Genomic DNA, 26,691 nt, shown 5'->3' on the forward strand with positions numbered 1-26,691 from the left:
AGGTGAGCGACGACCACGGGTCGGCGGCCTCGTTCTTTCGAACACTCCTCGATGAGGCTGCCGGCCCGTTCGTCGTGCATCTAGGCGATGACGACGAGGACGGGCCCGAGCTCGTCATCGAGGCGCCCGAATCGGCCGACGTCGCCGACCTCGACACCACTGTCTCCGTCCATGACCAGCTCGATCTCCTCGTCGGCGATGAACTGGCCGATGTCATCGCCGACCACTACGCCCGCCGGCCGTTCTCCGAACTCGCCGACCTCGTCGACGACATTCGCGAGCACTTCGGGATCCTCATCCCGCCGGACGCCGGATGGGCGTACCTGGTGCACGAGATCGACCGCTACGGCGCAGGGATCGAAAAGGACCTGTTCACCCTGCCCGGCGACGAAAGTCTGTACGACTGGGTCCGCGACCACCTGAACAATCCCTGGAACCGGCTGCTTCGACTGTTGCCGACGTTGCCTGAGGGCGGCTGGTACTTCGCCGCACTGGGCAATGACGACGAGCGTGCCCAGAAGATCCTCGAGATGGAGCAGCGCGGCGAGCTGCCTCCTCCGTCGAAGCGGCCGTCTCTGGTCGGTTGGACATACGAGCGGGCGAAGCTCACCGATCTTGTCGACTCGGCGCGCCGCATCGAGCATGCCGTGTGGGGAGCGTCCCCGAAGTTCAAGGGCAAGGGCGGCAAGCCGCCGCGGCCATCACCTCGTCCGCAGACTGCGCGCGATCGCGTCGAAGAGTTCCAGGCCCTCGTCGAACACGACGACATTGCCTCACAGCTCCTCGGCAGCCGCTACACGCGGCGCTACACCCCACCGGAGGTAAACGATGGCTGACCTGCAGGGTGGACAGACCTACATCAACGTCTTGCCCTCGATGGCCGGCTACTTCAAGCGGGTCCGCGCCGAGATCAAGGGCCACCCGGTCGACCACAAGATCGGCGTGGAAGTCGATCAGCGCAAGCTCGTGAAGGCGAAGTCCGATCTCGACAGTGCCACCAAGGCTGCGGCTGACGCACGACGCCGGGAATCCGCGGCGACCAAGGAAGCTGCCGATGCCGAACGGCAATTACAGGCCCTTCGCAGCAAGGGCGTCACCGACGCGAGTCGGCTCGCAGCCGCCGAAGCAAAGGTCGCCAAGGCCAAGCGCGACAGTCAGGCCGCGGCCGCGGCGCTCAATGCTGCCGAGTCGAAGCGCACATCAGCTGCGAACCGGGTCGTGCACATCGAGACCCGGATCGACGACAAGCGTGCCGAAGCCGACAGCGCGTCGCTCCTGCAGCGGCTCACCCAGCGGTTCGGTGCCGGGGGCCAGGCGGCCGGTGCTCAGTTCGTCAGCGGCGTGAGCGCCTCCATGAACTCGCATGCTCGAGGCAGCGAGGAAGGACGCAGTTTCGTGGCGGGATTCTTCTCCGCCATCGGCAGTGGCATGCGCGCAGCAGTCGCGGGTTTCGCGATCCTCAGCACCGCGGCCACCTCGGTGATCAGGAACGTCGGTACTGCAGCCACTGTGCTTGGATTCGCTGCACGTGCTGTCCGAAACCTCAGTGTTGGGTTGCTTGCAAGTACCTCGCTGCTGCGGATGATGACTGGCGCGGGCGTCGCCCGTCTTGCGGGTGCGCTGCGGCTCGCCGCCACTGCCGCCGGCATCCTCGCCCGCGATATCGGCCGGGTGACCGCCGCCCTGCTGGTGATGGCGGGCGTGGCCAAGCTGGTCGGGATCTTGACGCGCATCGGCCGTGCTCTCGGCGTGGTGACTGTCGGGTCCGCCGTTGCACTCGGTGCGGTCTCGGCGCTCGGCTCCGTGGTGGCGACCTTCGCTACCGGCCCGATGGTGTCGGGTCTGATGGCGATCGCCGCGGCTATGGGAACGGTTGCGGCGGCCGCGGCAGGCATCCTCGGGCCCGCCATCGGCGTGGCGAAGTTGGCGTTCGCTGGCCTGTCCGATGGGGCGAAGGCCTGGACCGACTCGCAGAAGAATGTGGGCGCCGCTGCTTCGAAGAGTGCGTCCGCGCTCAAGGCCGTCGAGAACGCCAAGAAGGCTCAGGCGCGCACCGCCGAGCAGGGCAACCGCCAGATCGTCTCTGCTGAGAAGCAGGTCGTCAAAGCGCAGGAAGCGGTAAAGGAGGCACAGGACGAGGTCAACCAGGCCCGCAAGGAAGCCAAGCGTGACGCCGAGGGCTACGCGCGGACCCTCGCCGGGTTGGCTCTCGACGAGGAAGGCGCCGCCCTGGCGCTGGCCGAAGCCGAGAAGAACCTACGCGAGACACGGGCCAATCCGGATGCGGACGGTCTCGACCGGTGGCGAGCGGAGCTCGGTGTCCGCGAGGCGAAGCAGGCGTTCGAGGAGATCAAGGCGACAAGCGCCGAGCAGCGCGCCGAGATCGCCGACGCACAAGCCAAGGGCATCGAAGGCTCCGACCGGGTCGTCGAGGCCAAGGAGCGTGAGGTCGACGCTCAGGAGCAGCTGCGCGAGGCCCAGTCCGATCTGGCGCAGACACAGAAGGATGTGGCCCAGGCCAACATCGATGCCGCCGAGGCCGTGGCGGACGCGTACCAGAGCATGGCGGATGCGCAGCAGTCGGCAGCAGGAGACGATCCGTTCGCGGCGATGATCGGACAGCGGCTGGCACCGCTTCTGCAGGCATTCAAGAACCTGCGCGAAGAACTCACCGATCGATTCAGCTTGGCGATGGTCGGCTCGTTCACCATGCTCGGTGGGCTGCTGGACCGGTTGAAGCCGAACCTCGGTGGACTGGCCGCCACCCTCGGCACCATCGGGGCGCAGATCGCCACCTCGATCTCGAGTCCGGCCGCCGTGGCCGGCTGGGATCGGATGATCGCAGGCTCGAGAACCTTCTTCGACAGCCTCGCTCAGGGCGAAAACGGTCTGGGATCGGTGTTTTCCGGCCTGATCAGTGTTCTCGGGACCGCGGCGGAGACGTTCGCCCACACCGGAGCAGGACTCAACGAGTGGCTGCTGGGGCTTGGTGAGAAGCTGCGGAACATCAGCGCCGACGATCTGCGCTCGTCGCTGGACGGTGTCCGGCAGACGTTCGAGAACATCGGCGCGGTGGTCGGTCCGCTGTTCGAGCTCTTCCGCGGGTTCGGGGCGGAAGCAGCGGCCGGCCTGGCACCCGGATTCGTGGCGCTGGGGCAGTCGATCAAGGACTCGATCCCGGGTCTGATGGACATGGCACGAGTGCTGATGCCTGCCCTCGGGCAGGCGCTCGCCAACCTCGCTCCGGTACTGCCCGGTCTGGTGGAGGCATTCCGTCCCTGGTCGGACGTCCTCGCCGCGGTGGCGCCGCACTTGGGCACGATCATCGAGAAGCTGGCGCCGCTTGCGCCGATGCTCCTCGCCGCTGTCATGGCGGTGAAGGTCATCGGTGTGGCGATGACCGCGTGGAATGCGGTCATGTTCGCCTCGTCCGTGGCTCAGGGTGTGTTCGCTGCCGCGACCGGGCGGTCCGCGATGTCGCTGCGTCGAAACACGATCGCCCTCGCGGCCCATCGCGCCGCGCTCGTCGCGGGTGCGGTAGCGCAGTGGGCGCTCAACGCGGCGATGAGCGCGAACCCCATCACGCTCCTCGTAATCGCGATCGCTGCTCTGGTCGGGGCACTGGTGTGGTTCTTCACCCAGACCGAGACCGGAAAGCGGATCTGGGAGACGGTGTGGTCCGGGATCCAGGCGGCACTGTCGGCGGCATGGGAGTTCATCCGGCCGATCTTCGAGGCGATCGGTGCGATCTTCGTGTGGCTGTACGAGAACGTCGTGCAGCCGGTGTTCACCGCCATCAAGGTCGCGCTCGCTGTGGTTGCTGCAGCGTTCATCCTGATGGGCCAGGTCGTAATGGGGATCTGGAACACCCTCGTCACGTTCCTGAAGACGTACTGGGACAACGTCGGATCGAAGATCTTCGACGCCATCAAGGTCGCTCTGCAGGCGGTCGGCGCCTTCTTCGGCTGGGTGTGGAACTCGCTGATCAAACCTGCCTGGGAGGCGTTCGGCGCCGGTATCGCCTGGGTGTGGGAGAACGTCATCCGGCCGGCGTGGGAGGCACTGAAGGCTGCCCTCGGCGCGGTCGGTGAATTCTTCTCGTCCGTGTGGAATTCGGTGATCAAGCCCGTGTGGGACGCCCTTGGCGCAGGCATCAAGGCGGTGATCGACAACGTCGTGACGCCTGCATGGGAGGCGATGAAGACCGCCCTCGGGAAGGTGCGTGACTTCTTCAGCGAGGTCGTGAAGGGCATCGGCGAAAAGTGGGACAGCCTGAAGAGCGTCCTCGCGAAGCCGATCAACTTCATGATCAACACGGTCTGGAACGAGGGCATCCTCAAGGCATGGAACAAGGCCGCAGGTCTCCTCGGTCTAGGACCGGCCGAACCGCTCGCAGGCATCCCGGAGCACGCCACCGGTGGAGCGATCCGCGGCCCCGGCACCGGCACGTCCGACGACGTCCTGATGTGGGGTTCGAACGGCGAGCACATGGTCACCACCGCCGAGGTCAAGGCAGCCGGCGGCCACAACGTGCTCTACGCCATCCGCGACATGATCCTGCGCGGCATCCCGTTCCAATGGAACGGCGGGCGGATCATCTCGCAGATCGGCCGCGACAATCTGAACGCCTACGGTGCCCAGGTTGCGGCGAAGGGTCTGGGGAACGTCGACCCGCAGGGCATGTTCAACGGGATACTGCCCGGCTACAAGGACGGCGGCGAGATCCGACCGATGTGGCAGACGCAGCTCGAGAACGGCCACCGCGCCGCGAAGAGCCGCAACGGCAACCCGTACACCTGGGGATTCGAGGACTGCTCGGGCCTAATGTCGATGATCGCCGACGCCATCATCAACGGCGGCAACGGTTCCCGAAACTGGTTCACCGGATCCTTCCCCGGCACCCAGCCGTGGACGCCCGGCCTCGGCCAGGGCTTCTCGGTCGGCGTCTGGGACGACCCGGGCGGACCAGGAGGCGGCCACACCGCGGGCACCTTGACCGGTGTCGGCGGGTATTCGACGGTCAACGTCGAGTCGAGTGGCTCGGGTGGGGTGATGTACGGCGGCGGCGCGATCGGCGCGGACTCCCCGTACTTCGCCGGCAAACACCCCGGACTGTTCCACCTTGCGATCGGCGCGGACGGCGCGTTCGAGTCCGGCGGTGCAGGCGGCGGCGGTGGGCTGTCCCCCGAGGGGAAGCAGTCGTTCGTGCAGCGGAAGGTCGCTGACATCTTCGATTTCTTCCTCAACCCGATCACGGCGGGCATCGGCGCTGCGATCGGAGCACCGCCGCCGGAATGGGTCGGTGTTCCGCCGGCATACCTGGACAAGGGCCGCGACATGACGTCGAGGTTCCTGTCCGACAAGGTCGCCGGCCTGGGCGACCTGCTCGGATCGGTCTGGGACAAGGCCAAGAACATCGGTGGCCTGTTCCGAGACAAGGGCGGTTGGATCCCGAACGGGCTCTCGCTCGTCCGCAACGAGACAGGCCGTCCGGAGGCGGTGCTGAACTGGGAACAGATCAAGCTCATCAAGGATCTGCTCCTGGGCGGCGACATTGCCGGCGCGCTGTCTGCAATGGGCATGCTGAACAACGCCCCCGCCGCTGCGCAGACCAGCGAGTACGGCTCCGGGCAGCAGCCTGAGGTCGGGCCCGCCGCGGCTGCGAAGTACGCGGCAGAGATCGACTGGGGCGGGGTCGGTGCTCAGATCGGGACCTCACTGCTGGCGGAGTGGGGTAACGACCTGCTCGGAATCGCTGGGTTCTCGAGCCAGTTCGAGGGCATGAAGCTGGTCGATGACCGCGGACGCGGACGCTCGGACGAGGCCCAGGCACGCAACGAGGCCACGTACAGCGAGGCTCCGGCCGCGGCGGCGACACCGGCGTCCACCGGGGCCCCCGAGTCCACGGTGGACGCTCCCGCTACAGCGGAGGTTGCCGCTGGACCGGAGTCGGTTGTCGACGCGGTGAAGCGGGCCTTCGCTCCGTACGGCTGGAACGAGGGCGAGCAGTGGGCCGCCGCCGACTGGATCATCCAGAAGGAATCGAGCTGGAACCCACTGGCACGCAACCCGCAGTCCAGTGCTTTCAGCCTGTTCCAGTTCCTCGGGTCGACGAAGGACGCCTACCTGCCGGACGAGAGTCCGGATCCGTACACCCAGGGGGTGGCGGGAGCGAAGTACATCCGCGACCGCTACGGCGACCCGATCCGGGCGAAGTCGTTCTGGGAGAAGAACGGCTACTACGACCAGGGCGGCATCGCATCCGGTCGCGGTTTCATGCTCAAGGACGTCATCCGTCCTGAGCGTGTCCTTTCACCGCGGCAGACCGAGGCGTTCGAGGCGCTGGTGCCGATGCTCGACCGAGTCCAGTCGGCCGCTTCCGCGCCGCGTGAGGTGATGTCGGCCGCCGACCGGTCGGCACTCGAACTCGCGCCGGTCGGTGGTGGGGACAACTGGAACTTCAACGGCGAGCTCTCGCCAGCGATGCGGAGGGAGATCGACATCATGTGGAACCAGCGTGAACGCGGCAGCGGACGTAGCTCCGAGTCGAGGAGGCGTTGGTGATCGACTCGATCAGCATGGTCGGGTGGAACGGGTCGCGGCACAGGTACGGCGGCCCGTCTCGCGGGGCCCAGGACTCATGGATCCAAGGTGGTCTTGACGGTCTCTGGGTCCCCGCGCCCCGCACTCCGACCCGCACCTCCCGGGCGTACCAGCACGGTTCGACTCCGAAGGTGACGAAGATCGAGGAACGCCTCCTCGACTTCCAGCTTCGGATCGAAGGTCGAACACGCCGTGACTTCGAGCGTGAGTTCGCCGCCCAGATGGCGGTGTGGTCGTTCGACCACGACAACGAGGTCACGACGAAGACCGCATCCGGCCGGCGCACGATCAGGCTTCGGCTCGACCGGGATCCGAAGATCGTCGGTCGGATGTCGATGCAGACCACCCGCATCGACGTCGAGATGGTTGCGGTTGCGTGCTGGCCGTACCTGACGTCGGGAACGAAGGTCATCAAGTGGGAGGCCGGGCCCGGCTCCCACGTGGGGACCTTCCCGGTCTCGAATCCGACCGACGTGCCGTTGTGGCTCAAGTTCGAGGGCACCCCGGCAACGAAGTGGCTACTGCCGGACGGTCTGTCGGGTCGGATGGTGCTGATCAAGGATCAGACCTCGGGGTGGCGGGTGCAGACCCGTCAGGACTTCCAGACTCTCCGCGCGGCCGGTGCGGGGTTCGAGGTGTGGAAGGCGATGCGGGGCGTGGGCTTCCTGCACGAGATCCCACCGCGCACCTCGCAGGTGTTTCTGCCCGTCGAGGTGCAGGGGTCTGCGGTTCCGGTCGAGTTGCGGATCCACATGCCGCGCTATCACGAGATGCCCTGGGGGTGAGTGCCTGTGAGTTACGACCTCGACGCTGACCTCGCGGCGATCGACGCCCAGGAGCATGAGGAGGCGGCGCTCGCGCTGCTCCGCACCCGGGTCACGATCCACGATCGGAACCTCGAGCTCGTCGGGGAGGTCGAGGGTGAGTACGACGCCGACTGGGAGACGATGTGCAACGAGGTCGGTGAGGCCTCGGTCGGTCTCGATGGCCGGGACGATCTGGCGCAGTGGCTGATCGACGGTCTCTCTCTTGAGCACGACATGTTCCTCGTGTTTCGGTCGCCGTGGAAGAAGGCGTGCTTCAAGGTCTACGACATCGAGTACGACGAGGACGAGCACGGCGAAGCGATCGTGCGGCCGATGGCCCGGCACATCCTCGACGAGATGAAGCACCTGCAGTGCTGGCCCAACACGTTTGCTCCCCTGGCGGTGCAGGCCCCGAAGGTCGACTTTCAATGGGGCAACTCGATCAAGGTGATCAAGGGGTACGCGCACCGGAACCTGCTGCGTGAGCAGCAGCCCGGATGGCTGCCGGCCTTCGACATCTGGGATGTGGCGAACTGGCAGGCGAACTTCGACAACGCGAAGTGGCCGATGGTGATGGTGCCGTACATCGAGTCGCGTGACGGTATTGGTCCGTGGTGTGCTCTCGGGTCCCGCATGGACGACTTCTGGGATCTGGTGCTGCCGACGCTCGAGGACGGCGGGTTGCAGCTGACTGCGGACTTGTGGGAGGTCGGTGACCCGCAGCCCTGCCCGTCGCACTTCATCCTCGACCGACCGACGTTCGTGTTCGACGTGAAGAAGCGGGCCACGATCCCCGGTGTCACCGGCACGATCGCCGACCCGATCCTCGATCTGCTGCGCATCTTCGGATCCGACGGCACCTCGGACACCGTCACCATCACCGATCCGAACGACGACCCAGACAACGCTGATCCGAACGGACCCTGGGTCATCCTCCGCCGCGGTCAGCACCGCGGGCTGAAGTCGAAGATGGTCATCCACAAGCCGATCGAGCACACGATCATGACCGGCGGAAAGTCGCCGGACGCGATCAACCAGGGCGCCAAGCTCCTGTCGAACATCCTGCTCGGGTTGCTCGGCACCCTGATCGGCATGCCGTGGCTCACCCTCGGTATCTTCGACAAGGCGGTCGAGGATGTCATCTTGGCGTGGGCGAGCCTCACCAACTATCAGCGCAAGGCAAATATGGGCCGGTTCGCGCACAAGTCCGGATTCGAGGCTGGCGGTGGCGTGGCGGTGTCCCCTTCGGGGCTGCAGACGATCCGGGTCGGTCTGCACAAGGCCCGCGGGTACGTCTCGTTCGCTGCCGAGATCGACGACGCCGCACCGTATCGGGTTGGTCTGCATATCGACGACGGTCTGCGCTGCGGGTTCGAGATCGGAAACCGGATCTGGCTTTCGCACATCGCATCGGTACGCCAGTCCTGGTCGCGGGAGAACCCGGACCAGCCATGGGAGATCAACGTCGGCGACTACCGATCCGAGGAACTGTCCGGCACTCGCGCATTGCGCGGACTCGAAGCCATCAGCGGCGCGCTGCGCCAGCACTCGAGCGCTACCTAGACCAGGAGGTCGCATTGACACCCGAAGAGCTGCAGAAGGCTCTGCCGCCCGGGATGCATCCGTACGCGTACGTGTTCATGCATCCGCCCACGAACGGGGAGGGATCGCCGGTGGCGACGTTCGAGCCGGACGAGATCAACTCCCTCGCCAGGCACATCGAGCGCCTCGGATTTCGCCTGGTCGAGGAGCCTCTCGATCGGTACAACCCACCGATCACCGGGCCCATCCACCCTCACAACCCGGGGCAGTGGCAATCGAAGAAGCTTCCGCCGCCGAACCGTCCTGACCCGTACGCGCACATCCGCGCCCAGCTCGCGGAGTTGCCAGCGTCGGCGCGCGCTGAGTTGCTCGAGGAGGATGTGTGATGGCGCCTCGTTACTGGCCACTGGCCCGCGGCCACCTCATCACGTCCGGCTACGGGCCGCGCTGGGGTACCTGGCACCGCGGTGTGGACTTCGGCTGGCCCGGCGGATCGGCCGGCAAGCCGGTGCACGCAGTCCAGGCCGGCACCGTCGTCGCGGTTGGATGGGACCCGTCGCCGGGAGGGTTCGGCCACTACCTCGACATCGATTCCGACGACTCGCAGGGCGCGAACCTGTGGGTGTACGGCCACATCGTCCCCGAGGTGACGCGCGGGCAGCAGGTCGCGGCGGGGCAGCGCATCGCCCACGTCAACGGCGACCGGTCCACGAACGGCGGTGTCGACCCGCACTGCCACGTCGAGGTCCACAACCGCGTCCGCCAGCCATTCGGCCCCGGGCGCATGGACCCGATGCCGTTCCTGCAGGACGCGTCCTACCCCGGCGAGACGCCCGCACCCACACCGGACGTTCCTGTGTCCCGCGTGCTGTACGGCATCGACGTGTCGAACCACCAGCGTGAGTTCGACTTCGTCGCGGCCAAGCGGGAAGGGTTCGTGTTCGCCACCCACAAGGTCACCGAGGGCGACGGCTACCGCGACCCGTTCTGGCCGCGCGCCCGCGAGCAGATGCGCGAGCACTTCCCGGGCCTGTTCGGCGGGTACGTGTTCTGCAGGCGCGGCAGCCACCCCGAACGGGAAGCCGACACGCTGCTGCAGCACCTCGGCGATCCGTCGATCCCGATCCAGCTCGACTACGAGGACACCTTCGGCGGCGGCTCCATCGAGGACATGTGGGCCCGCATCCACGCCATCCAGGCCCGCGGCATGCGGGTGTTCTCGGTGTACCTGCCGCGCTGGTTCTGGCGCGACCGCATGGGCTCCCCGAACCTGGCCGGGATCCCGGCGCTGTGGAACTCGCACTACGTGAGCGGCAAGGGCTACGCCTCAACGCTGTACGAGACCTCGCCGGGGACCATCACCGCCGGGTGGGCCGGCTTCCATCCCGGGGGTCCGCCGGTGCAGATCCTGCAGTTCTCCGAGATCGCCCGTGTGGCGGGACAACTGATCGACGTGAACGCATTCCGCGGCACGGTCACCGAACTCCGCGCATTGTTCGCGGGCGATACAGGGGGTTTCCTCATGGCACTGTCCGATGACGAGCAGCGGCAGCTGTTCGAAGCGATCTGCAAGCCGCGACCGTCGCTGGTCGAATCTCGGTTCCTCGGGGGACAGCCCCCGGCCGAATTCGATGCGGCCACGTTCACCCGCACCGCGGACTATCAGGCGTTCCACGCTGCTCGGCTCGCCCAGTCCTGCCTGGACGAGGTCGCAGCCTTGCGTCGCGACCTGGGGCTCGAGCGAAAGGGAGACGCGAAGTGAAGACGATCTCAAAGAACTGGCCAGTGATCCGGCAGGTCATCTACAGCCTCACCGCCGCCATCTTCGGGGGGTTGACCCTGCTCGGCGTGTTCACCGATGCACAGGTCACCGAATGGCTCGGTCACACCACCACGGTGCTTACCGCAATCGGTACCGCAGTGGCACTGCTGGCGAGCCTGTACACCCCGAACCCGAAGGGTGCGCAGACCATCGGTGACGGCACCGAAACCCCGGTCAACTACGAAATCACCAAGACCAGGCCGACGACGGTCGTCGTCGGCGGAGGTGGATCGGGGGGTGTGTCGGATTTCGGGCAAGTGATCCGCAATGCCACCGATCAGGTCGGTGCGGCGCGGGCGGAGCTCGAACGTCGACTCGGGCGGTAACCCGTGGAGGAGATCGCCGGAGTCGCCATCGCCGACCTCGGCCTGTCCGGCCTGCTGACCCTCGCCGTCCTGCTGATCCTGGCCGGCGGCCTGATCCCACGCACCCTGCACCGCACCATCGTCGCAATCCAACAGCAGCGAATCGACAAACTCGAAGAGCTACTCGGCAAGCGAGACTCACAGCTCGACCGGTTGATCTCCGGGGCCGAGAAGTCGGCGGACGCCCTCGAAAAGATCCAGGTCTCGACCGACCCGGAGAGGGACGGTGATGGGTGATGTGGTGGTTCGGGCACAAGCTTCGGCGTGAGCGCCAGCAGCTCGAGCACGCCGACATCGCGCTCGCCCAGGAAGCCGAGCGGGAGCGCCGAGTCAATGACGTTGTGGCGCGAATCGAGGAGGCCCACCGAAGGAACCACTTCGGGGAAGCAATCGAACGTGCCATGAGCAGAAAGAGGAAACCTGCATGATCAGGACCAGCATCGCGATCGCTGCGCTGCTCGGTATCGGCGCGATTATCGTCCTGGAACCCGAACCGGAGGCACGGCTTCTGGTCACAGCGATGACCATCCTCGCGTGGATGTTCGCGCTCAGCTACGCGGTCCGCTCCCATTGGCGCATCACCCAGGCCGGCCGATCGGTCATGGCTACCACCGTGTGCCTGGCGCTGCTGGGGACGCAGTTGATGTCGCGGTGGTGGTTCGGGCCCTACCCCGGGCACCACGAGGTGCGCGCCGTCATTCTGCTCGCCCTGGTCTTGACCATCCTGCACCGGCTTCTCGTCCTGTGGCGGATCCAGCGCGAAGGACGACCGATGGAACAGAGCGAGGATGCACGATGACCTCACCTGACGGATTCATCCCCGGCAGCACCAACACCGGCTGGGGCGACATGTCCGATATGGCCGGCGAGTTCGTCCAGGGCGGCCTGCTCGGATGGGTGATCGATCTGGCGATCCAGTGGATCAACAACATGATCGCTTCTTTGCTGGACGCGCTCGACGGAGTAACCGGAGGGATCTTCAACCTTGACGACATGGCGGACCGCTTCCGCGGGACCGAGCGCACTCTCGCGAACGAGGTCCCGCGTCTGGACAACCGCATCGACGAGATCATCATCGGCAACATGCAGGCCCAGCTCGCCACCTTCTCGGCATCGGGCACCTGGTACAAGCCGACCGACGCGAAGTACGTCACCGTCGACATCCTCGGCGGCGGGTCCGGCGGTGGGCGCTCGAACAATGGTGGCAACGGCGGATCCGGTCGAGGCGGCCGCGGCGGCTACTCCGGCGGATGGGCGCGCCTTGAGTTCGACGCCGCAGACCTCCCCAGTGAAGTGGCGATCACCGTCGGCGCCCCCGGATCAGGCGCCACATCGGACGGCGGACACGGAACCGACGGTGGCCCGTCCTCATTCGGCTCGTTCGGATCCGCAACCGGCGGCAGCTCGTCCGGTCAGGCATACGGATCCGGCGGTGCCGCCGACCGCACCTACAAGATCCGCGGCGGCAACGGTGCGTCTCTGATCTACGCCGGTGGTAATGGCCTTGCCGATCCGGGTGGCGAAGGTCCGTTTGCGCCCGGCGGTGCCCGCCCCTCGGAGCAGGCCGACGGTACGGATGGAAATCCGGGTGTCAGCGCAGGGGTAGGGCAGATCGGACCCGGTTCCGGTGGGTCAGGTGGAGCTGGGAAGAACGGAACTGGCTCCGGCGGCCGTGGCGGCGCCGGCGGTTGGCCGGCCGCACCTGGAGGCGGGGGCGGTCATTACGAGACGTTCGGCTTCGCCGGCAACGGCGGCAACGGCGCAAGCGGCGCCGTCTTTGTCACCACTCGTTTCTACTGACAGGAGAGTCCCTGATGGGCACCGCAACACAGGTTGCCACCGAGGTCGGCGGATTCGCCGCCCCCGCAACGTTGTACCGGATCGACCCGCCGATGGCTGGCGCCGATCACCTGCTGATCTACACCCAGCCCAGCATCGCGGGGCAGGCCGCTCAGTTGGTCGTACTGCTGGCCACAGAGACGGGCGCGGTGGTAGGGCGTGAGGTTCGACCTCAGCCGGGTTCACATGTCTCGGGTAACCCCAGTGACGAGACCGCCCTCCAGTTGGCCGGATACATGCTGGAGAAGTGACATGGCATTGATCGACGGGCGGTACCGCATCGCCGCAGAGGACCTGGCTGTCGCACTAAACGGCAACCCTGACGACGTGTGGCTCCTCCACAAGGACGGGCACACATCCACCTCCAGCGCCTCCGAGGTGTTGCAGGTGGACGGGTGGCCTCGGCCGCTGGTCAGAGTCAACGGTGCGCTGCAACACGTGAACACCTTCCCTGGGGGTCTTGACCAGGCTGCCGCAGTGCTCAACAGGATCATCGGCAGGTGGCTACCGATATACGGGGAGGCGCCGTAATGCTCGGTTGGAGCACGCTATACGACGACATCGAACTCAACGGCGGCGACTGGATCTTCGAACGCACCAACTCGAAAGGCGTCTTTCCATCTGACACGACCGCCGAGGTGAAGTGGGCGAACGGCGTCACCTGGGATGCCACGATCGACGGCGCCGACATGAAGTGGCGCATCGAATCCGAGGACTGCACCGCCGCGATCATCCCCGACGGCACCGGATTCGTGATCTGGGTGCACTACCCGAACTCGACGACCAGCACGACCGATGACTACCCGTGGATGCGCGGCCGCGCATACCGCACTGACATGGAGGACTGACCCATGGCACTGACCGCACCCGCAGCGACCGCCAATGCGATCGCCGACTTCATCGCTGCCCGGGGGAACACCTTTTCCCTGCACACCGCCAATCCCGGCGCGGCCGGCACCGCCAACGAAGCGTCCGGCGGTGGATACGCACGGCAAACCGGCACCTACCCGGCAGCATCGGGCGGGGAGACCACGACCGGCGAGATGGTATTCGACGTGTCCGCGGGCACGTACACGCACGCCTGCCGCTGGAACGGATCGACACTGATCGAGGTGATCGATAACCCGGACATCACCATCAGCCCGGCGGGTGAGGCGAAGCTGACACACAAGGTCAAGGTCAACTACACCGCGCCGGCCTGACCATGAACGGGGGTACGAGCATGGCCGTATTTCCCGGTCCCGACCGCGGCACGGCCGTGTTCCCGAGCGCCGACCGTGGAACAGCGGTGTTCCCGGGGGCCGACCGTGGTGCGGCCGCGTTCCCTCCGTACCCGAAGGCTCGTGCTGCCGCGGCCGTCACGCTCGTCGACATCATCTCGACCGTGGCCGCCGCCGCGGTGCTCGCCGAGGCTCACGCCGAAACAACCGTCGACGTCGAATCGACGATCGCAGTGCTCGGCGCCGCTCACACGGTCACGGTCGTCGACGTCGAATCGAGCATCACTGCACGGACCGTCGTCGCGGTGGCCACCGCGACCGTCCTCGACCTCGACTCCACGACGACCCTCACGGCCGCGGCAGTCGCCGAGCTGGTGTCGACGATCGAGGTGAACTCCACGCCCATGGTGACGGGCGTGGCTGCGCGCGCAGTCCTCGAGAGCATCGTCGATGTCACCTCCACCGGGCGACTGGCGGGCGGGGTGACCGAGGCCGAGACGGTCGTCGACGTCACCTCGTCGATCGAGGCGGTCGCAGTGACGGCAGTCGCCGCGGCCACCGCCGTGGACGTTGCCTCGAACATCATCCTCGCGGCCCCGTCCGTGGATGCTGCCCCGGAGACGATCGTCGACATCGGCTCGACCACCACGGTCACCGGTGTGGCGGCGAGCGCGGCCGCCGTGTCGACGGTCGATGTGGAGTCGACCGGCACCGTGGAGCAAGTTGTCCCGCCGTTCCCACCGTCGGGGATGAACAAGTCCGGCAACTACACGCTGCCGTCCACGAACACCTGGCACACGATGCCGACGTGGGCGATCCGCAGCGGATACCCGGATACTGTCATCGTCACCAACGGTATTGAAGTCCCCGCAGGTGTTGAGGTCATGGTCGCCGGACAGTTGACGTTCGGATACACGGATTCCTTCTCGGGGAACGGCATGCGGATGCGGGTGATGGCCGGAGCCACGCAGATCGGTGCGGTCGCCGGCACACCGGGCAACGGCTCGGTGGCGGCTCTGACGCAGTTCACATGGAAGAACGAGACGGGTGCGACGCAGTTGCTCACCGTGCAGGGATACTCGACGTCGTCGTCGTTCGGCCGGAACATCGTCCAGGGTGGGGTGAACAGCTACCTCACGCTGGTGGCGGTGGTGCCACTCGTCGAACGCGCCGCGGACAGCTTCGACGACGGCCCGGGCGGGCTGACCGGACCTCTGTCGGAGGAATGGGTCACCACCGGCGGTGGCACCCTCGGCCGGGTCAACGGCCGTCTCAACGGTGTCGGTACTCCGTCGGTGCCGCTGTCGTACGCGTGGTGGCACGAGCCGATGCCGTCGGACACGCAGGTGGTGCGGGCGGTGATGCGGTGGGACGGCTACGACCCCGAGCACTCCGCCTGCGGCCTGGTCGTACGGGCGAACCCGTACCAGGATCCAGTGACGAATCCGGGTGCGCAGTTCGGTGTGCAGTTCTCGTGGACGCGTTCGATCATGGCGCTGTACTACGAGGACTACGACGCGACGAATGGTTTCGTGCCGGTGACCGGCGTGGCGCAGTATGTGTCGACATCGAAGTTCCCGGAGGGCGCGCTCGTCGAGCTACGTGCCGAAGGGAACCTGTACACCGCCCGGGTGAACGGCACGATCATGTTGCAGGGCACCGTGGAGAACAGCGTGATCCCGTTCTCCAACCGGTACGTCGGACTGACCATCCAGGACGACTCCGCGGTGCAGAACGGCGGCGGGCCCCCGGGGCGCCTCGACGACTTCCAGGCGCTCACCCCGTAATCTACCGCCGATCAGACTCTGTGCACGAAAGCGCCCCGCCTCCGAACAGGAGGCGGGGCGCTTTCGTCGTCTGTGCGGTCAGGAGTTCACGAGTTGGTGGACACGCTGAAACGACACTCCCAGTACTTCACCGATGTCGCGGAGGGTCGCACCGCGCTGTTGAAGCGCACGTGCGGCGGTGATCTGCGCTTCGGCGGCGCGGGCGCGCGCTTCCTCGGCGGCGCGCTGAGCCTGGTGAACCTCGCGCACTGCGGCCGCGAGATCATCGGGCAGCTGGACGTCGACCTCGATCTCGGCTTCCGGGGTCCCCGTCATGATGTGCACGAGATCGGTCGTCATCTCCTTGACCTCGCGCAGGTGGCGGGCCTGGGTGGTGCGGTCCACCTCCGGCACGTGGACCGACCACCACCCGTCGTCGTGGGTGAGTTGTGCGGTGACCTTCACTTCTTCCACCAGTCCTTTCCGAGCTTGTCGGCGGCTTCCTTGTAGATCGCCGTGGTGGTCAGTTCCTTGATCTCGTTGTGGCGGGGGACCGGGATCATCAGGCCGTCGATGGTGACGATGGTGTGGCGTCCACCCTCGGTGACCTCCACCGTGAGGCCCGCGGCCTTGGCGGCGTTGCGGAGGTTCTTGAGGATGTCCCGGCGCTTCGTCATAAGGATAGTCTAGTGTGACTAGACATATCAAGTCAAGTGAAACTAGACAGATTTGGCGCAGTGGTGGCACGGTGGCGTCCGAACGTGAAATCACCCACACAACGAATGCGCCCCACCTCGCCGAGGTGAGGCGCATTCGTCGCTCTCGAGATCCGCTTACTCGCAGGCGACGCCGTCGTTGTCACCGTCGAGGTGTGCCGCGTAGCCAGGCTCCCCGCGGAAGATCGGAGTCACGCCGGCCTGGCGGGCCTCGGTGCAGTTCGCGTACGACGGGCCGGACGACCCGGCAGAACCGGAACCGGAGCCGGATGAGATCCACGACAACGGGCCAGCCGATGCCACAGCGGGCGCCGCGATAGTCATCAGTGCAGCGGCGAAACCAGCAGCGACCAAACGTGCCTTCATGTTCTCCCTATTCGTTCGACGGAACCCCGACGAATGGGACATTAGATGACTGTCTCGGCATCGTGACAGCCAGGGAATCCTGCCCGAAGTGGGGCGGCCCCATTAGGGCGCCAGCTTCGGACCGAAGCTGGCTGTGCCTATCCGTCGACAAGGAGTAGAAGAACCAGGATGATCACCACTCCGATGGACAGGGAGATCACGAGCCCACCGGTGGGGGATCTGGCATCACCGAAAAGCGGTTCGTCGGAATCCCATTTCCACCGCCGCTTACCCACCCCGCCATGAAACCGCACTGTCCGGTATGTCTGCAATGAGTAGATCTACGCGCGCGGCTTGGAGCGGCGGCCGTACATGTGGGCCAGCGGCTCGTGTAACGGTCGAACCAGCGCCGCCGACACTACCGGCGGTAACCGTGAGTACCCCGACGCTCGACGGTGCCGCAGCAGAATCGCCCCCGCTCCATTGCCTCCGGCGCGGGGGCGATTTGCTTTTGCGCAGGTTACGAGCGTCTTGCATGCAAGGGTGCGAGTAATGCTCGCTCACTACCGGCGGCCGAATCGGCTGTGCAGCCCCCTGCGGCGCACAGACCGATCCGGCCCGAGTTGAGGATCGCACGCAGCCCTGAGAAATAGATGAGCCTCCCTGAACAAGAGAAGAGCCCCGCCGGGGAATCAACTCCACTCCGGCGGGGCTCCTGGCCGCCGGCAGGGGGGATGCGGCGGCCGATACCGCCCGAATGCAGGGGGTGCACGGGCGGCCAACAGGAACTTTACTTCAACTTTGAACCAGATTGAAGACCGCCCACAGCGCCCCTCCGTCGGTGCGGCCGGTGGAGGCGCCGACCGCACCGACGGTGGCGCCCGCGGCGTCACACGGATCCCCGCCGTCCAGAACTCCACAGCCGGGCGGGCGCACAACGTCGGGGTTGCGCACTTCCGAAGGTGGAGAAGCGAGGAGCCGAACGCGATGTCCAGCCCTCCCCGGCGGTCCACCACGCTTCGACGAGGGTGAGATTTCGACAAACCGGGCGTAACGCCAACAGGTGTCCGACTGCCCGCCCCGCGGAATACGCATGGCCAGTGTCAGGGCTATGGCAACATTTGTAACGTTAGGGACTAAAGTCCCGACAACGTTGCCGGTGGTCCCGCATCCCCCGAGGCGGGCCCACCCTTCCGCACTACCCTCCCCGGTGTGTGGATGAGAAAGGTACCGTCGGCGGACGCGCCGACGGGACCCAGCGGGCAGGAAAACGAGCAGGGCCGGCTCTCACTGTGCAGCCCCCCTGCGACGCGCAGACCGAACCGGCCGGTTTCCAGAATCCCACGCCCGCCTGCGGTGAGGACGAAATCGGACTGAAAACCCCGCCGGAGAGAGAGTGGGGCAACTCCGGCGGGGCCTCGGTCACCGTGCAGGGGGGGTGACGGTGACAAGACCAACGGTATCGAAGGTCGAGCGACCTCGTGGGAGAACGCACGCCTGGCCCGCTCAAGTAGGTGAAGCCCCGCCGGGGATCTCTGTGAGGAGCCAACCGGCGTGGCCTGGCCGCCGGACGGGGGAGAACGGCGACCAAGATCAACTATCCAGGTCGGCGTCGATGAGGCGGGCTGAGAAGATCCTCTCACAGGCGCTAACAAAGTACCGCCTCAAGGCTATAGACGGCTGGGATCCCCGCCCCGGGAGGTGTAGGGTTCTGTGGAACAGGTAGTCGAACACGTGTGCGAATGGAGAGGGCTCATGGCCGACAAGTCGCCGATTGAATGGACCGAAGCTACCTGGAATCCAGTGACGGGATGCGACCGCGTTTCGGCTGGATGTGACAACTGCTACGCTCTTACTCTCGCTAAGCGCTTGAAGGCCATGGGGGCGGAGAAGTATCAAAACGACGGTAACCCTGTAACCTCTGGCCCGGGCTTCGGGGTGACAATCCATCCGCAAGCCTTAGAGCAGCCATACAAGTGGCGAAGTCCGCGCCTTGTATTCGTAAATTCAATGAGCGATCTATTTCACGCTCAGGTGCCAATTTCCTTCATTCGTGACATCTTCGATGTGATGCGTAATACGCCCCAGCACACGTACCAAATTCTCACGAAGCGTGCCCTCCGACTTTCCCGAATTGCGCCCAAACTCGACTGGCCCGAAAACGTATGGATGGGTGTATCGATCGAGGACTCCAGCACCCTTGGGCGAGTGGACCATCTCAGAATGGTGCCAGCAAGTATTCGTTTTCTATCCTGCGAACCGCTCCTGGGTCCGTTGGATGGAATCGATCTGCGCGAGATTGATTGGGTTATTGCTGGCGGCGAATCCGGCCCAAATTATCGCCCGATGGAGATTTCTTGGGCTCGGGGAATTAGGGATGCATGCGCCGCCGCCAGCGTCCCATTCTTCTTCAAACAATGGGGTGGGCGGACGCCAAAAGCGTTTGGCCGTGAGCTAGACGGTAAGCTCTGGGATGAGATGCCAGACTACGCGTTAGCTTGAGGGTAAGGAGAACGTGACACCTGCGGAGAACTGCCGTTTTCCATTCGGTCTGAAAACAATAATTTCTCCGGCCTTCTCCATTTCTTTGAGGATTGGTGTCACATGTGTTTCCCTATAAGGGGTACATAAGACGGCGAATTCCTTCACCTCATCCGCTGAAATACCGCTGCGTCCGACATATTCGTTGACGATCGCCTGCTTCAGCGGTCGAAGGTCCGGTGTCTGCTCAAATAGGGTGCCCTGACCGTCCATGCGGTCTGAGAACTTATAGTTTCCGCCTGGATCGATCTTCCACATTGCGGCCTTCATCCGTTGAACCCCGACTGGGCTATTGGTTGCATGAATAAGCGCATATGATACATTTCCAGTCCGGTTCAGCATATAAAATTTCTGGATGTGCTCTAGCTTTGTGTTCTTGGCTAGAGATTTGGCGTAGACCTCGACCAAATGTCCGATTCGGTCGTGGTTTTCTTCGTATTCGGCAAGTACTTCATCAACTTCCATTCCGTACAGTGCCTGAATCGGCGCCTCTTGGTGGTCTCTGGTGATGAATCGCTGTACGAAACCAACCATGAAATTGATAAACAGCTCGCTTCGCTCCGTTTCGGCTATCCCCTTCAGTAGGTCCATGGGGAACCGTGTATACCCGAATGGATCGATGAAGGCAAATGTCGGTGCGAGCTTCCGGTTCTGCTCACGAACAGCCTCGATAAGTCGATTCATTTCGTTATCGAAGGAGCCGTTGATGACATGAGTCTTAATATTATCGGGCCATGGCGCTAGCTCGATCTTTAGGCGCTCTAGCTCCTGTTCCAGTGACGCGCAGTTATCAATATCCTTCTCAATAAATACGAACACGAACTCACAACCTGACATTTTCGGAAGGAAGTGATGAGTGCGTAGTCGGCGCAAAGCAATCTGCGGTGATCCTTCGCTACCGTCGTCGTACCTACCGCGGCCAGCAAACCCGTCAATGTAGAGCACGCGTCCGCGCCATCGAGACAAAATGGGAAACCAAGCGCCGAGATAATTCTCAAGGATTTGATGCTTCGCCTTTGTGTGTGGAGCCATTTTCCACTTACTTGGGTCGCTGTCCTTGCTCACGTGTTCTCCTCTTTGGGGCAGTCGGCTAAGTCTCTGACGAAGAGTCGAACAAACCGATCGTTCTGTTACAGTGTGACTGTCGGTATCACGCAACCATCTAACGCCTGCGGTTGGCCGCTTCTCGGTGGCGTCCCGGTTGATGACAAACGCCTTGTCCGATGGCCGGGGCGTTCACGGGGCCGGATCTTTCCTCCGGCCGACTGGGAACCTGCTGAAACTCGAACGCATGTGCAGAAATACTGGGTATGGCCTCATTCGAACGCGCACCCAGGAAGTGCCCGAACGGACACTCACTCACCCTAGAACGGGATCCTCGTCGGTTGGGTCCCATGCAACTGCACACTGGTCGCCGTGGGTCGCCACACGTGGATCTGCCGAACTTTGCGAGACAACGATTGGCCAGCCGCCGCATGTCGGTCCGCTGCGGCCCGGAGTGAAGTGGTCGTGACATGAAGAACGCCCCGGGTGTGTGGGTGCCGGGGCGTTCAGTCAGCAGTGTAAGAGAAGGGTGTCACCTTCGGCGTAGACTGGTCCGTTCGCCGTTGCCGGGCTGCTGCGACCTATCCGGCAGCGCACTCCTGAGTCCACCCGGTCGTCCCGTCGGTGAACATCGTCGTTCCGGTCTGATACATCGACGAATCCATGCAGTAGTCGATGACCTTCCCCACCAACGGCTGCGGATCACCGATCGGGGCACCGGTGTAGCCGACAGGGGGACTCCCAACCGGAGCCTGCGCGGGCGCCGGAGCGTCAGTGGTCCGGGCTGTAGTCACCGCAGGCGAAGTGCTGACCGGTACCTCCTCCACGATCTCAGACTCAGGCGCGGCGGCCACTTCCGGAAGCACCCACTCGATCCGCACATCATCACCGCTCTGTGTCGTGTGATAACCGATCACACGCGCATCGTTCGGCACGTCGAGCGTCACCGTCCCATCTGCCGACGAGTTCGCCGGCAGATCGATGAACGCGTTCGACCCGCGAGTCGAGCATGGCGTCGCATCCGATGTGTCGAGGTTCTTCGCGATCTTCCCGGCATTGTCGACGTAGTAGAAGTCCGACTGCCAGAGCCACTGGGTCGCTGTCGCATCGCCGATCGCCACAGTCGCCTGGAATGCCTTCTTCGTGATCTGGTCGGGGTCCGTCGTGTTGATGGGACACCCTTCGGTGGTCAGCGCCGTATCGGAAACCTCAAGGACGATCGCGCCGCTCTGGGACACGGTCGCGGTCTCACCGAGTGCGATTTCGACTGCGCCCCGAGCGTTGAGGCCGGAGGACCGCTCCGCGCCGGTCGTGCTGGTAGGGCCGGCTGATTCGACGACCTCGGTGCCGTCGTCGCTACCTCCGCAACTTGCGAGCAGGAGTATGGCGGCGGGAGCAAGGGCGACGGCGCGGAGTCTCATGCCCGGATCATCCCATCCGGTCTGTTTTGTGTTACTTCCTGGCCGGCTCGTGCCCACCGTCGTACCGACGTGTCGGTGACACCGACTTCCTTCGCGACGGCGCGGAAGGACATGGTTGTGGTGGCGAGCAGCTCAAGTGCGCGTGCTCGCCGATCTTTGGGTGTCTCGACTGCCACCTCCGGTTCGACAGTCGGTGCCGCCGCCTCCGCAGGCATCGTGTCCGGGGTTGTGTCTACGTCGCGACCAGGTCGCGACTGTGCGTCGCGGGCAAGTTGCACCGCGAGGTGCGGCGCGACCAGTAGGCACAGCGGTGGCACCACCGACACCGCTGCGGCCGCGAGCGGCGGGAGTGGTCCCGGCGGAAGGACCTGGCTGCCGACGGCGGCGGTCATCGATACTCCGGTGCCGGCGGCGAGGAGGGTCCACGCGTAGCGGCGGGATCCGGTAAGGCGAAGGACGCCGCGGGTGGCGACGATGGTGATGCCGTCGACGATGAGCGGCCACACGTGTGCGGCGTAGGCGCCGTAGCCGGCGCGGAGCGCGAGGTCTACGAGCTTGGTATAGGAAAGCAGGAACGCGAGGGCGGCGATCGTGACGGTGAGGTACGCGTCGGTGCTGTGGGCACGTTTCATGGAGGGATTCCTTCCGGGGAAGTGCGAACGGAATCGAGTTCGAGGGAGTACGCGCGGGCGAAAGTTGTCACACAGTTGTCACAACTCGCGCACCGATGCACGTTCCCGGGCGGTGGCGAGCGCGGTAAACGCGCAGGTCACGGTGTTGCACGACGGCCACCGTTGGCCTCGTGTTCGCCTTGTAAGCGAGCGGTCGTCAGTTCAATCCTGACAGGGGGCTCCACCAGCGGAAACGCTGCACGGCAGGTCAGGGGCCGGTTCCGGGAACGGGAGCCGGCCCTGTTCTGGTTCTTGCCCACATTCTCTCGCTCGACGCCGTCGTGGCCGGCCTGCAAGCCCGCGGGCGCGAAGCTCGTCGCGGCTCCCGTGGCGCCGCAGAGTGCGCGGTGTCAGGAGGATCGCCGGGAAATGTCGCGGTGGGATGTCGAGATCCCGAGCACGGCTCCGTCTCTGAGGTGAACACGGCCACAATGGGCTGTACCGCATCAAGGAGAACACGATGGCCAAGTACCTGCTGCTCAAGCACTACCGTGGCGCGCCGGCACCGGTCAACGACGTGCCGATGGACCAGTGGACGCCGGAGGAGATCTCCGCCCACATGCAGTACATGAACGACTTCGCCGCTCGGCTCGAGGGCACCGGAGAGTTCGTCGACGCGCAGGCGCTGTCCCCGGAGGGCACGTTCGTCCGGTACGACGGCGAGGGGCGGCCGCCGGTCACCGACGGCCCGTTCGCCGAGACCAAGGATCTGATTGCCGGCTGGATGGTGATCGACGTCGACAGCTACGAGCGGGCGCTGGAGCTGGCCGGCGAGCTGTCTGCGGCTCCGGGGGCGGGTGGGAAGCCGATTCACGAGTGGCTCGAGGTGCGCCCGTTCCTGTCCGCGCCTCCGACCGTCACGGAGTGAGGCACGGTGGATGAGACCCTGCTGCGGACCCTCACCCCCACGGTGATCGGGATCCTCGTCCGCCGCGGAGCCGACTTCGCGGCGGCCGAGGACGCCGTGCAGGACGCCCTGGTCGAAGCGGTGCGCGTGTGGCCGGACGATCCGCCGCGGGACCCGAAGGGCTGGTTGGTCGCCGTGGCCTGGCGCAGGTTCCTCGACGCCACCCGCGCCGAGTCCTCCCGGCGGCGGCGCGAGGTGCTCGTCGAGGTCGAGCCCGGGCCCGGCCCGGCCGAGGCAGTGGACGACACGCTTGCGCTGTACTTTCTGTGCGCGCACCCGTCCCTGACGCCGGCCTCGGCGGTCGCGCTGACACTGCGCGCGGTCGGCGGTCTGACCACGCGACAGATTGCGCAGGCCTACCTCGTGCCCGAGGCAACCATGGCCCAGCGCATCAGCCGGGCCAAGCGGACCGTCTCGGGTGTCCGGTTCGACCGGCCCGGTGACGTCGCCACGGTGCTGCGCGTGCTCTACCTCGTCTTCAACGAGGGCTACTCCGGCGACGTCGACCTCGCCGTCGAGGCGATCCGGCTCACTCGCCAGCTGGCGGCCATGATCGAGCATGAGGAGGTGGCGGGCCTGCTCGCGCTCATGCTGCTCCACCACGCACGGCGCCCGGCGCGGACCCGTACCGACGGCAGCCTCGTGCCGCTGGCCGAGCAGGATCGCAGCCTGTGGGACACCCGTCTGATCGCCGAGGGCGTCGACGTGCTCCAGGCAGCGCTCGCCCGCGACCGACTGGGGGAGTTCCAGGCCCAGGCCGCCCTCGCCGCGCTCCACGCCGATGCCCGCACGGCCGAGGAGACCGACTGGGTGCAGATCGTCGAGTGGTACGACGAGTTGCTGCGGTTCACCGACAACCCGGTGGCCCGCCTCAACCGCGCCGTCGCGGTCGGCGAGGCCGACGGCCCGCGGGCCGGTCTGGCCGCCCTGGCGGGGCTCGACCCCGCCCTGCCCCGCCACGCCGCCGCCGCGGCGTACCTCCACGAGCGTGCCGGTGACCTGGTGACCGCAGCACGGCTCTACACCGAAGCGGCCCGATCGGCGCCCAACCTCCCCGAACGCGACCACCTCACGCGTCAGGCTGCACGGCTGGGCGCAGAGCTCCGCCGTCGAGGAGGCCGTTCGAATCCCGGAAACAGGACCGCCAGGGTCCCCCACTACTGACACCGTGTATGCCTCTGATCGGTGCATATGGGCGCTGGAGACAACGGCCCGCCGCGGCCCGGAGGGACGTGGTCGTGACGAGCATCACTGTCATATGTGCTTTCGGGCCCTAAAATTCCCGGCGTGCTTCCCGAACCGAACGATCGTATTCTCACGTCCGTCCGAAAAGGCGCCGTGCGGCTCGGCATCGTGTGTGGGTCGCTCGCACTCGCAACTGGACTGGCACCTCTGGCTGACGCGGATCCGGGTACCGCGGACCCACATGCCCGCCCTGCCGGGCCCGAATTCGCTCCGATTCCGAGGATCGCGGCCTCGCCGCTCATAGACACCGCCGACGAGAGGGGCGGGGACAACTACCGCGCACCGGCTCCGGCGACCCCCTTGGTGCTGCGTGCGGCCGACGACTTCGATCGCCCGGACGGCCCGCTCGGCCCGAACTGGATCACCTGGGGTGGAGGCACACTGAAGATCGTGAACGGTCATCTCGACGGCCGGGGGACTCCGTCGACTCCGTTGAGTCTTGCGTTCTGGAGTGAGCCGATGCCGAGCGAGACGCAGGTGATGCGGTGTGTGGTCCGCTGGAACGGACGCGAGCCGGAGCACTCGTCGATCGGTCCGGTGGTGCGCGCCAATCCCGGTGTCGACACCGGTGTGCAGTTCGCGTTCACCGACAGCATCATGGCGTTGTACCACGAAGATCCTGCCAACCCGAACGGGTTCACCCCCGTGGCGGGGACTCCGCAGTACGCGTCCACGTCGAGGTTTCCCGAAGGCGCAGTGATCGAGCTGCGGGCCGAGGGAGACCTGTACACAGCCCGGGTCAACGGCAAGATCGTGCTGCAGGGGACCGTGGGGGCCGACAAGATCCCGTTCACGAATCGGTACGTCGGCACGGTGATCCAGGATGACAGCCGGGAGCGCGGCGGTGGCCAGCCCCCCGCTCAGCTCGACGATTGTCGGGCGTTGACCCCGTGACGTCGCATTCCTGTCTCCTTCAGCACAGGCCACGATGCCGCAGCCAACCCCTGCGCGCCGAGTTGCCGCTGTCCAACGCCCGGACGCCGCCCGGCTGTGCGAGCGGATCCGCGGCCAGCCGGAAATCGTCACCCGGGATGAGCACATGGCCCGGACAGCTCGCTCCAACGCCCTCGAAGCCACCCGCCAGGCCGACACCACCGCGGTAGCCGAGCCACTCGAGCCGCTCACCGTCGCAGCAGCTGGAAAGCACCGTCGGGTCGCTCGCCGACCGCTGCCACTCGCAACGATCGAGGGTTGATCCGGCTCGGAGAGATCATCCAGGACACGGTCGAGCGGAAAATGCACGACCCGGCCCTCATCGGCCGCGAACTCGATAGCGTCTCAGGCACCGGTCCCGCCGAGACCGGACCGATGCACCCCATCAGGTTTCGGACGGCCTTGTCACCTGTCGATAATGCTAGCCTTCGGTTCGTCGACAGCTGACGGTCCGGCACGCTGATACCGAATGCCATATCAGCGTGTCGAGTCTGCCACCGCCACTATGCCGGTTCGGCTTCGTCGCCGAGGTCGGGCGCGTGGCATGGCAGCTCGTCTCTTCCGCTTCGGTGCCGGCATCGGTGTTGGGGCCGGTCTCGTTGCGCTGGTGTGCGGCGAGTGCTTCGCCGACGGTGCGCAAGTAGGCGGTGCCGGCAGTGCGCAGTGCGTCGTATAGTCCCGCCCGCCCGGTGTCCTGCCCGACCGGCGCTATTTCCCCAGCGGTGTGCTGTGCGGAGGCTGGCGGGTCGAGGGGCACGGTCGGCTTGCCATACGCCGTGTCGGCCTTGTTCGTGGGTCATGGCAACCTCCCTGCTCGAAGCGCCGGACTGGGCGACCTGCTTGTTCTGCCCTTCTGGCGCAGGGAATGTGGACCAGCATGAGGACCGGGGAGTGCCATCTACTCA

26 protein-coding genes and 1 tRNA gene are annotated in these 26,691 nt (G+C 65.7%); 20 read left to right on the forward strand and 7 right to left on the reverse strand.

Annotated elements, in window-relative coordinates:
- Positions 1-2 precede the first annotated feature (2 nt).
- From HFP48_RS04805 to HFP48_RS04875, 15 genes are all read left to right on the forward strand, one after another.
- Positions 3-836: a hypothetical protein gene (locus HFP48_RS04805; RefSeq protein WP_168579131.1), complete on the forward strand. Its 834-nt coding sequence runs from the start codon at positions 3-5 to the stop codon at positions 834-836.
- Complete coding sequence (locus tag HFP48_RS04810) at positions 829-6,564, forward strand: hypothetical protein (RefSeq protein ID WP_168579132.1); 5,736 nt, start codon at positions 829-831, stop codon at positions 6,562-6,564. The genes HFP48_RS04805 and HFP48_RS04810 overlap by 8 nt, the downstream gene beginning before the upstream one ends.
- A gap of 170 nt (positions 6,565-6,734) precedes the next feature.
- Positions 6,735-7,388, forward strand: a complete 654-nt coding sequence (locus HFP48_RS04815) for a hypothetical protein (protein ID WP_239010509.1) — start codon at positions 6,735-6,737, stop codon at positions 7,386-7,388.
- Positions 7,389-7,394: 6 nt separating this feature from the next.
- Entirely contained in the window at positions 7,395-8,972 is a 1,578-nt protein-coding gene (locus HFP48_RS04820; RefSeq protein ID WP_168579133.1) for a hypothetical protein, read from the forward strand.
- A 14-nt stretch (positions 8,973-8,986) separates the two neighbouring features.
- Positions 8,987-9,337, forward strand: a complete 351-nt coding sequence (locus HFP48_RS04825; protein ID WP_168579134.1) for a hypothetical protein — start codon at positions 8,987-8,989, stop codon at positions 9,335-9,337.
- Entirely contained in the window at positions 9,337-10,713 is a 1,377-nt protein-coding gene (locus HFP48_RS04830) for a peptidoglycan DD-metalloendopeptidase family protein (protein ID WP_168579135.1), read from the forward strand. The genes HFP48_RS04825 and HFP48_RS04830 overlap by 1 nt, the downstream gene beginning before the upstream one ends.
- Complete coding sequence (locus HFP48_RS04835) at positions 10,710-11,099, forward strand: hypothetical protein (protein ID WP_168579136.1); 390 nt, start codon at positions 10,710-10,712, stop codon at positions 11,097-11,099. The genes HFP48_RS04830 and HFP48_RS04835 overlap by 4 nt, the downstream gene beginning before the upstream one ends.
- Before the next feature lie 3 nt (positions 11,100-11,102).
- The gene (locus HFP48_RS04840; protein ID WP_168579137.1) at positions 11,103-11,375 is read left to right on the forward strand and encodes a hypothetical protein; all 273 of its coding nucleotides are present in this window, start codon (positions 11,103-11,105) and stop codon (positions 11,373-11,375) included.
- A 187-nt stretch (positions 11,376-11,562) separates the two neighbouring features.
- On the forward strand, positions 11,563-11,937 hold the full coding sequence (locus HFP48_RS04845) for a hypothetical protein (RefSeq protein ID WP_168579138.1): 375 nt from the start codon (positions 11,563-11,565) through the stop codon (positions 11,935-11,937).
- Positions 11,934-12,938 carry a hypothetical protein gene (locus HFP48_RS04850; RefSeq protein WP_168579139.1) on the forward strand — a complete coding sequence of 335 codons (1,005 nt, stop codon included), beginning with the start codon at positions 11,934-11,936 and terminating at the stop codon, positions 12,936-12,938. The genes HFP48_RS04845 and HFP48_RS04850 overlap by 4 nt, the downstream gene beginning before the upstream one ends.
- A 14-nt stretch (positions 12,939-12,952) precedes the next feature.
- On the forward strand, positions 12,953-13,228 hold the full coding sequence (locus HFP48_RS04855) for a hypothetical protein (protein ID WP_168579140.1): 276 nt from the start codon (positions 12,953-12,955) through the stop codon (positions 13,226-13,228).
- Position 13,229: 1 nt separating this feature from the next.
- Entirely contained in the window at positions 13,230-13,508 is a 279-nt protein-coding gene (locus HFP48_RS04860) for a hypothetical protein (protein WP_168579141.1), read from the forward strand.
- On the forward strand, positions 13,508-13,825 hold the full coding sequence (locus HFP48_RS04865; RefSeq protein ID WP_168579142.1) for a hypothetical protein: 318 nt from the start codon (positions 13,508-13,510) through the stop codon (positions 13,823-13,825). Before HFP48_RS04860 ends, HFP48_RS04865 begins: the two co-directional genes overlap by 1 nt.
- 3 nt (positions 13,826-13,828) lie before the next feature.
- Positions 13,829-14,179: a hypothetical protein gene (locus HFP48_RS04870; RefSeq protein ID WP_168579143.1), complete on the forward strand. Its 351-nt coding sequence runs from the start codon at positions 13,829-13,831 to the stop codon at positions 14,177-14,179.
- Between the two features lie 20 nt (positions 14,180-14,199).
- Complete coding sequence (locus HFP48_RS04875) at positions 14,200-15,984, forward strand: hypothetical protein (RefSeq protein ID WP_168579144.1); 1,785 nt, start codon at positions 14,200-14,202, stop codon at positions 15,982-15,984.
- A gap of 78 nt (positions 15,985-16,062) precedes the next feature.
- Here HFP48_RS04875 and HFP48_RS04880 read toward each other — a convergent pair whose 3' ends face one another.
- The 3 genes from HFP48_RS04880 to HFP48_RS04890 form a co-directional block, all read right to left on the reverse strand.
- Entirely contained in the window at positions 16,063-16,437 is a 375-nt protein-coding gene (locus tag HFP48_RS04880; protein WP_239010508.1) for a hypothetical protein, read from the reverse strand.
- Positions 16,425-16,640, reverse strand: coding sequence for a hypothetical protein (locus tag HFP48_RS04885; protein ID WP_168579145.1), 216 nt, complete (start codon positions 16,638-16,640; stop codon positions 16,425-16,427). The genes HFP48_RS04880 and HFP48_RS04885 overlap by 13 nt, the downstream gene beginning before the upstream one ends.
- Before the next feature lie 156 nt (positions 16,641-16,796).
- The gene (locus HFP48_RS04890) at positions 16,797-17,087 is read right to left on the reverse strand and encodes an excalibur calcium-binding domain-containing protein (RefSeq protein ID WP_346779458.1); all 291 of its coding nucleotides are present in this window, start codon (positions 17,085-17,087) and stop codon (positions 16,797-16,799) included.
- Positions 17,088-18,779: 1,692 nt separating this feature from the next.
- On the opposite strand from HFP48_RS04890, the gene HFP48_RS04895 reads away from it, so the two are divergent.
- Entirely contained in the window at positions 18,780-19,526 is a 747-nt protein-coding gene (locus HFP48_RS04895) for a phage Gp37/Gp68 family protein (RefSeq protein ID WP_168579147.1), read from the forward strand.
- Here HFP48_RS04895 and HFP48_RS04900 read toward each other — a convergent pair.
- The 3 genes from HFP48_RS04900 to HFP48_RS04910 all read right to left on the reverse strand — a co-directional run bounded on the left by HFP48_RS04900 (position 19,518) and on the right by HFP48_RS04910 (position 22,662).
- Positions 19,518-20,630 (reverse strand): three-Cys-motif partner protein TcmP, encoded by a 1,113-nt coding sequence (locus HFP48_RS04900; protein ID WP_168579148.1) that lies wholly within the window; start codon positions 20,628-20,630, stop codon positions 19,518-19,520. The two genes, HFP48_RS04895 and HFP48_RS04900, sit on opposite strands and share 9 nt — an antisense overlap.
- Positions 20,631-21,190: 560 nt before the next feature.
- Positions 21,191-22,030, reverse strand: a complete 840-nt coding sequence (locus tag HFP48_RS04905) for an acyltransferase (RefSeq protein WP_168579149.1) — start codon at positions 22,028-22,030, stop codon at positions 21,191-21,193.
- On the reverse strand, positions 22,027-22,662 hold the full coding sequence (locus HFP48_RS04910; protein ID WP_168579150.1) for a DUF2637 domain-containing protein: 636 nt from the start codon (positions 22,660-22,662) through the stop codon (positions 22,027-22,029). Before HFP48_RS04910 ends, HFP48_RS04905 begins: the two co-directional genes overlap by 4 nt.
- Positions 22,663-22,813: 151 nt before the next feature.
- Between HFP48_RS04910 and HFP48_RS04915 the strand changes: the two genes are divergently transcribed.
- The 4 genes from HFP48_RS04915 (at position 22,814) to HFP48_RS04930 (ending at position 25,747) form a co-directional block, all read left to right on the forward strand.
- A tRNA-Thr gene (locus HFP48_RS04915) sits at positions 22,814-22,885 on the forward strand.
- Between the two features lie 276 nt (positions 22,886-23,161).
- The gene (locus HFP48_RS04920) at positions 23,162-23,569 is read left to right on the forward strand and encodes a YciI family protein (RefSeq protein WP_006942909.1); all 408 of its coding nucleotides are present in this window, start codon (positions 23,162-23,164) and stop codon (positions 23,567-23,569) included.
- A gap of 6 nt (positions 23,570-23,575) precedes the next feature.
- Complete coding sequence (locus HFP48_RS04925) at positions 23,576-24,772, forward strand: DUF6596 domain-containing protein (protein ID WP_029541195.1); 1,197 nt, start codon at positions 23,576-23,578, stop codon at positions 24,770-24,772.
- Between the two features lie 174 nt (positions 24,773-24,946).
- Positions 24,947-25,747, forward strand: coding sequence for a hypothetical protein (locus HFP48_RS04930; protein ID WP_043801483.1), 801 nt, complete (start codon positions 24,947-24,949; stop codon positions 25,745-25,747).
- Between the two features lie 19 nt (positions 25,748-25,766).
- Here HFP48_RS04930 and HFP48_RS04935 read toward each other — a convergent pair whose 3' ends face one another.
- Positions 25,767-26,000, reverse strand: a complete 234-nt coding sequence (locus tag HFP48_RS04935) for a hypothetical protein (RefSeq protein WP_146034312.1) — start codon at positions 25,998-26,000, stop codon at positions 25,767-25,769.
- Positions 26,001-26,691 lie beyond the last annotated feature (691 nt).

The organism is Rhodococcus sp. DMU1, assembly GCF_012272955.1.
GTDB classification, from domain to species: domain Bacteria; phylum Actinomycetota; class Actinomycetes; order Mycobacteriales; family Mycobacteriaceae; genus Rhodococcus; species Rhodococcus aetherivorans.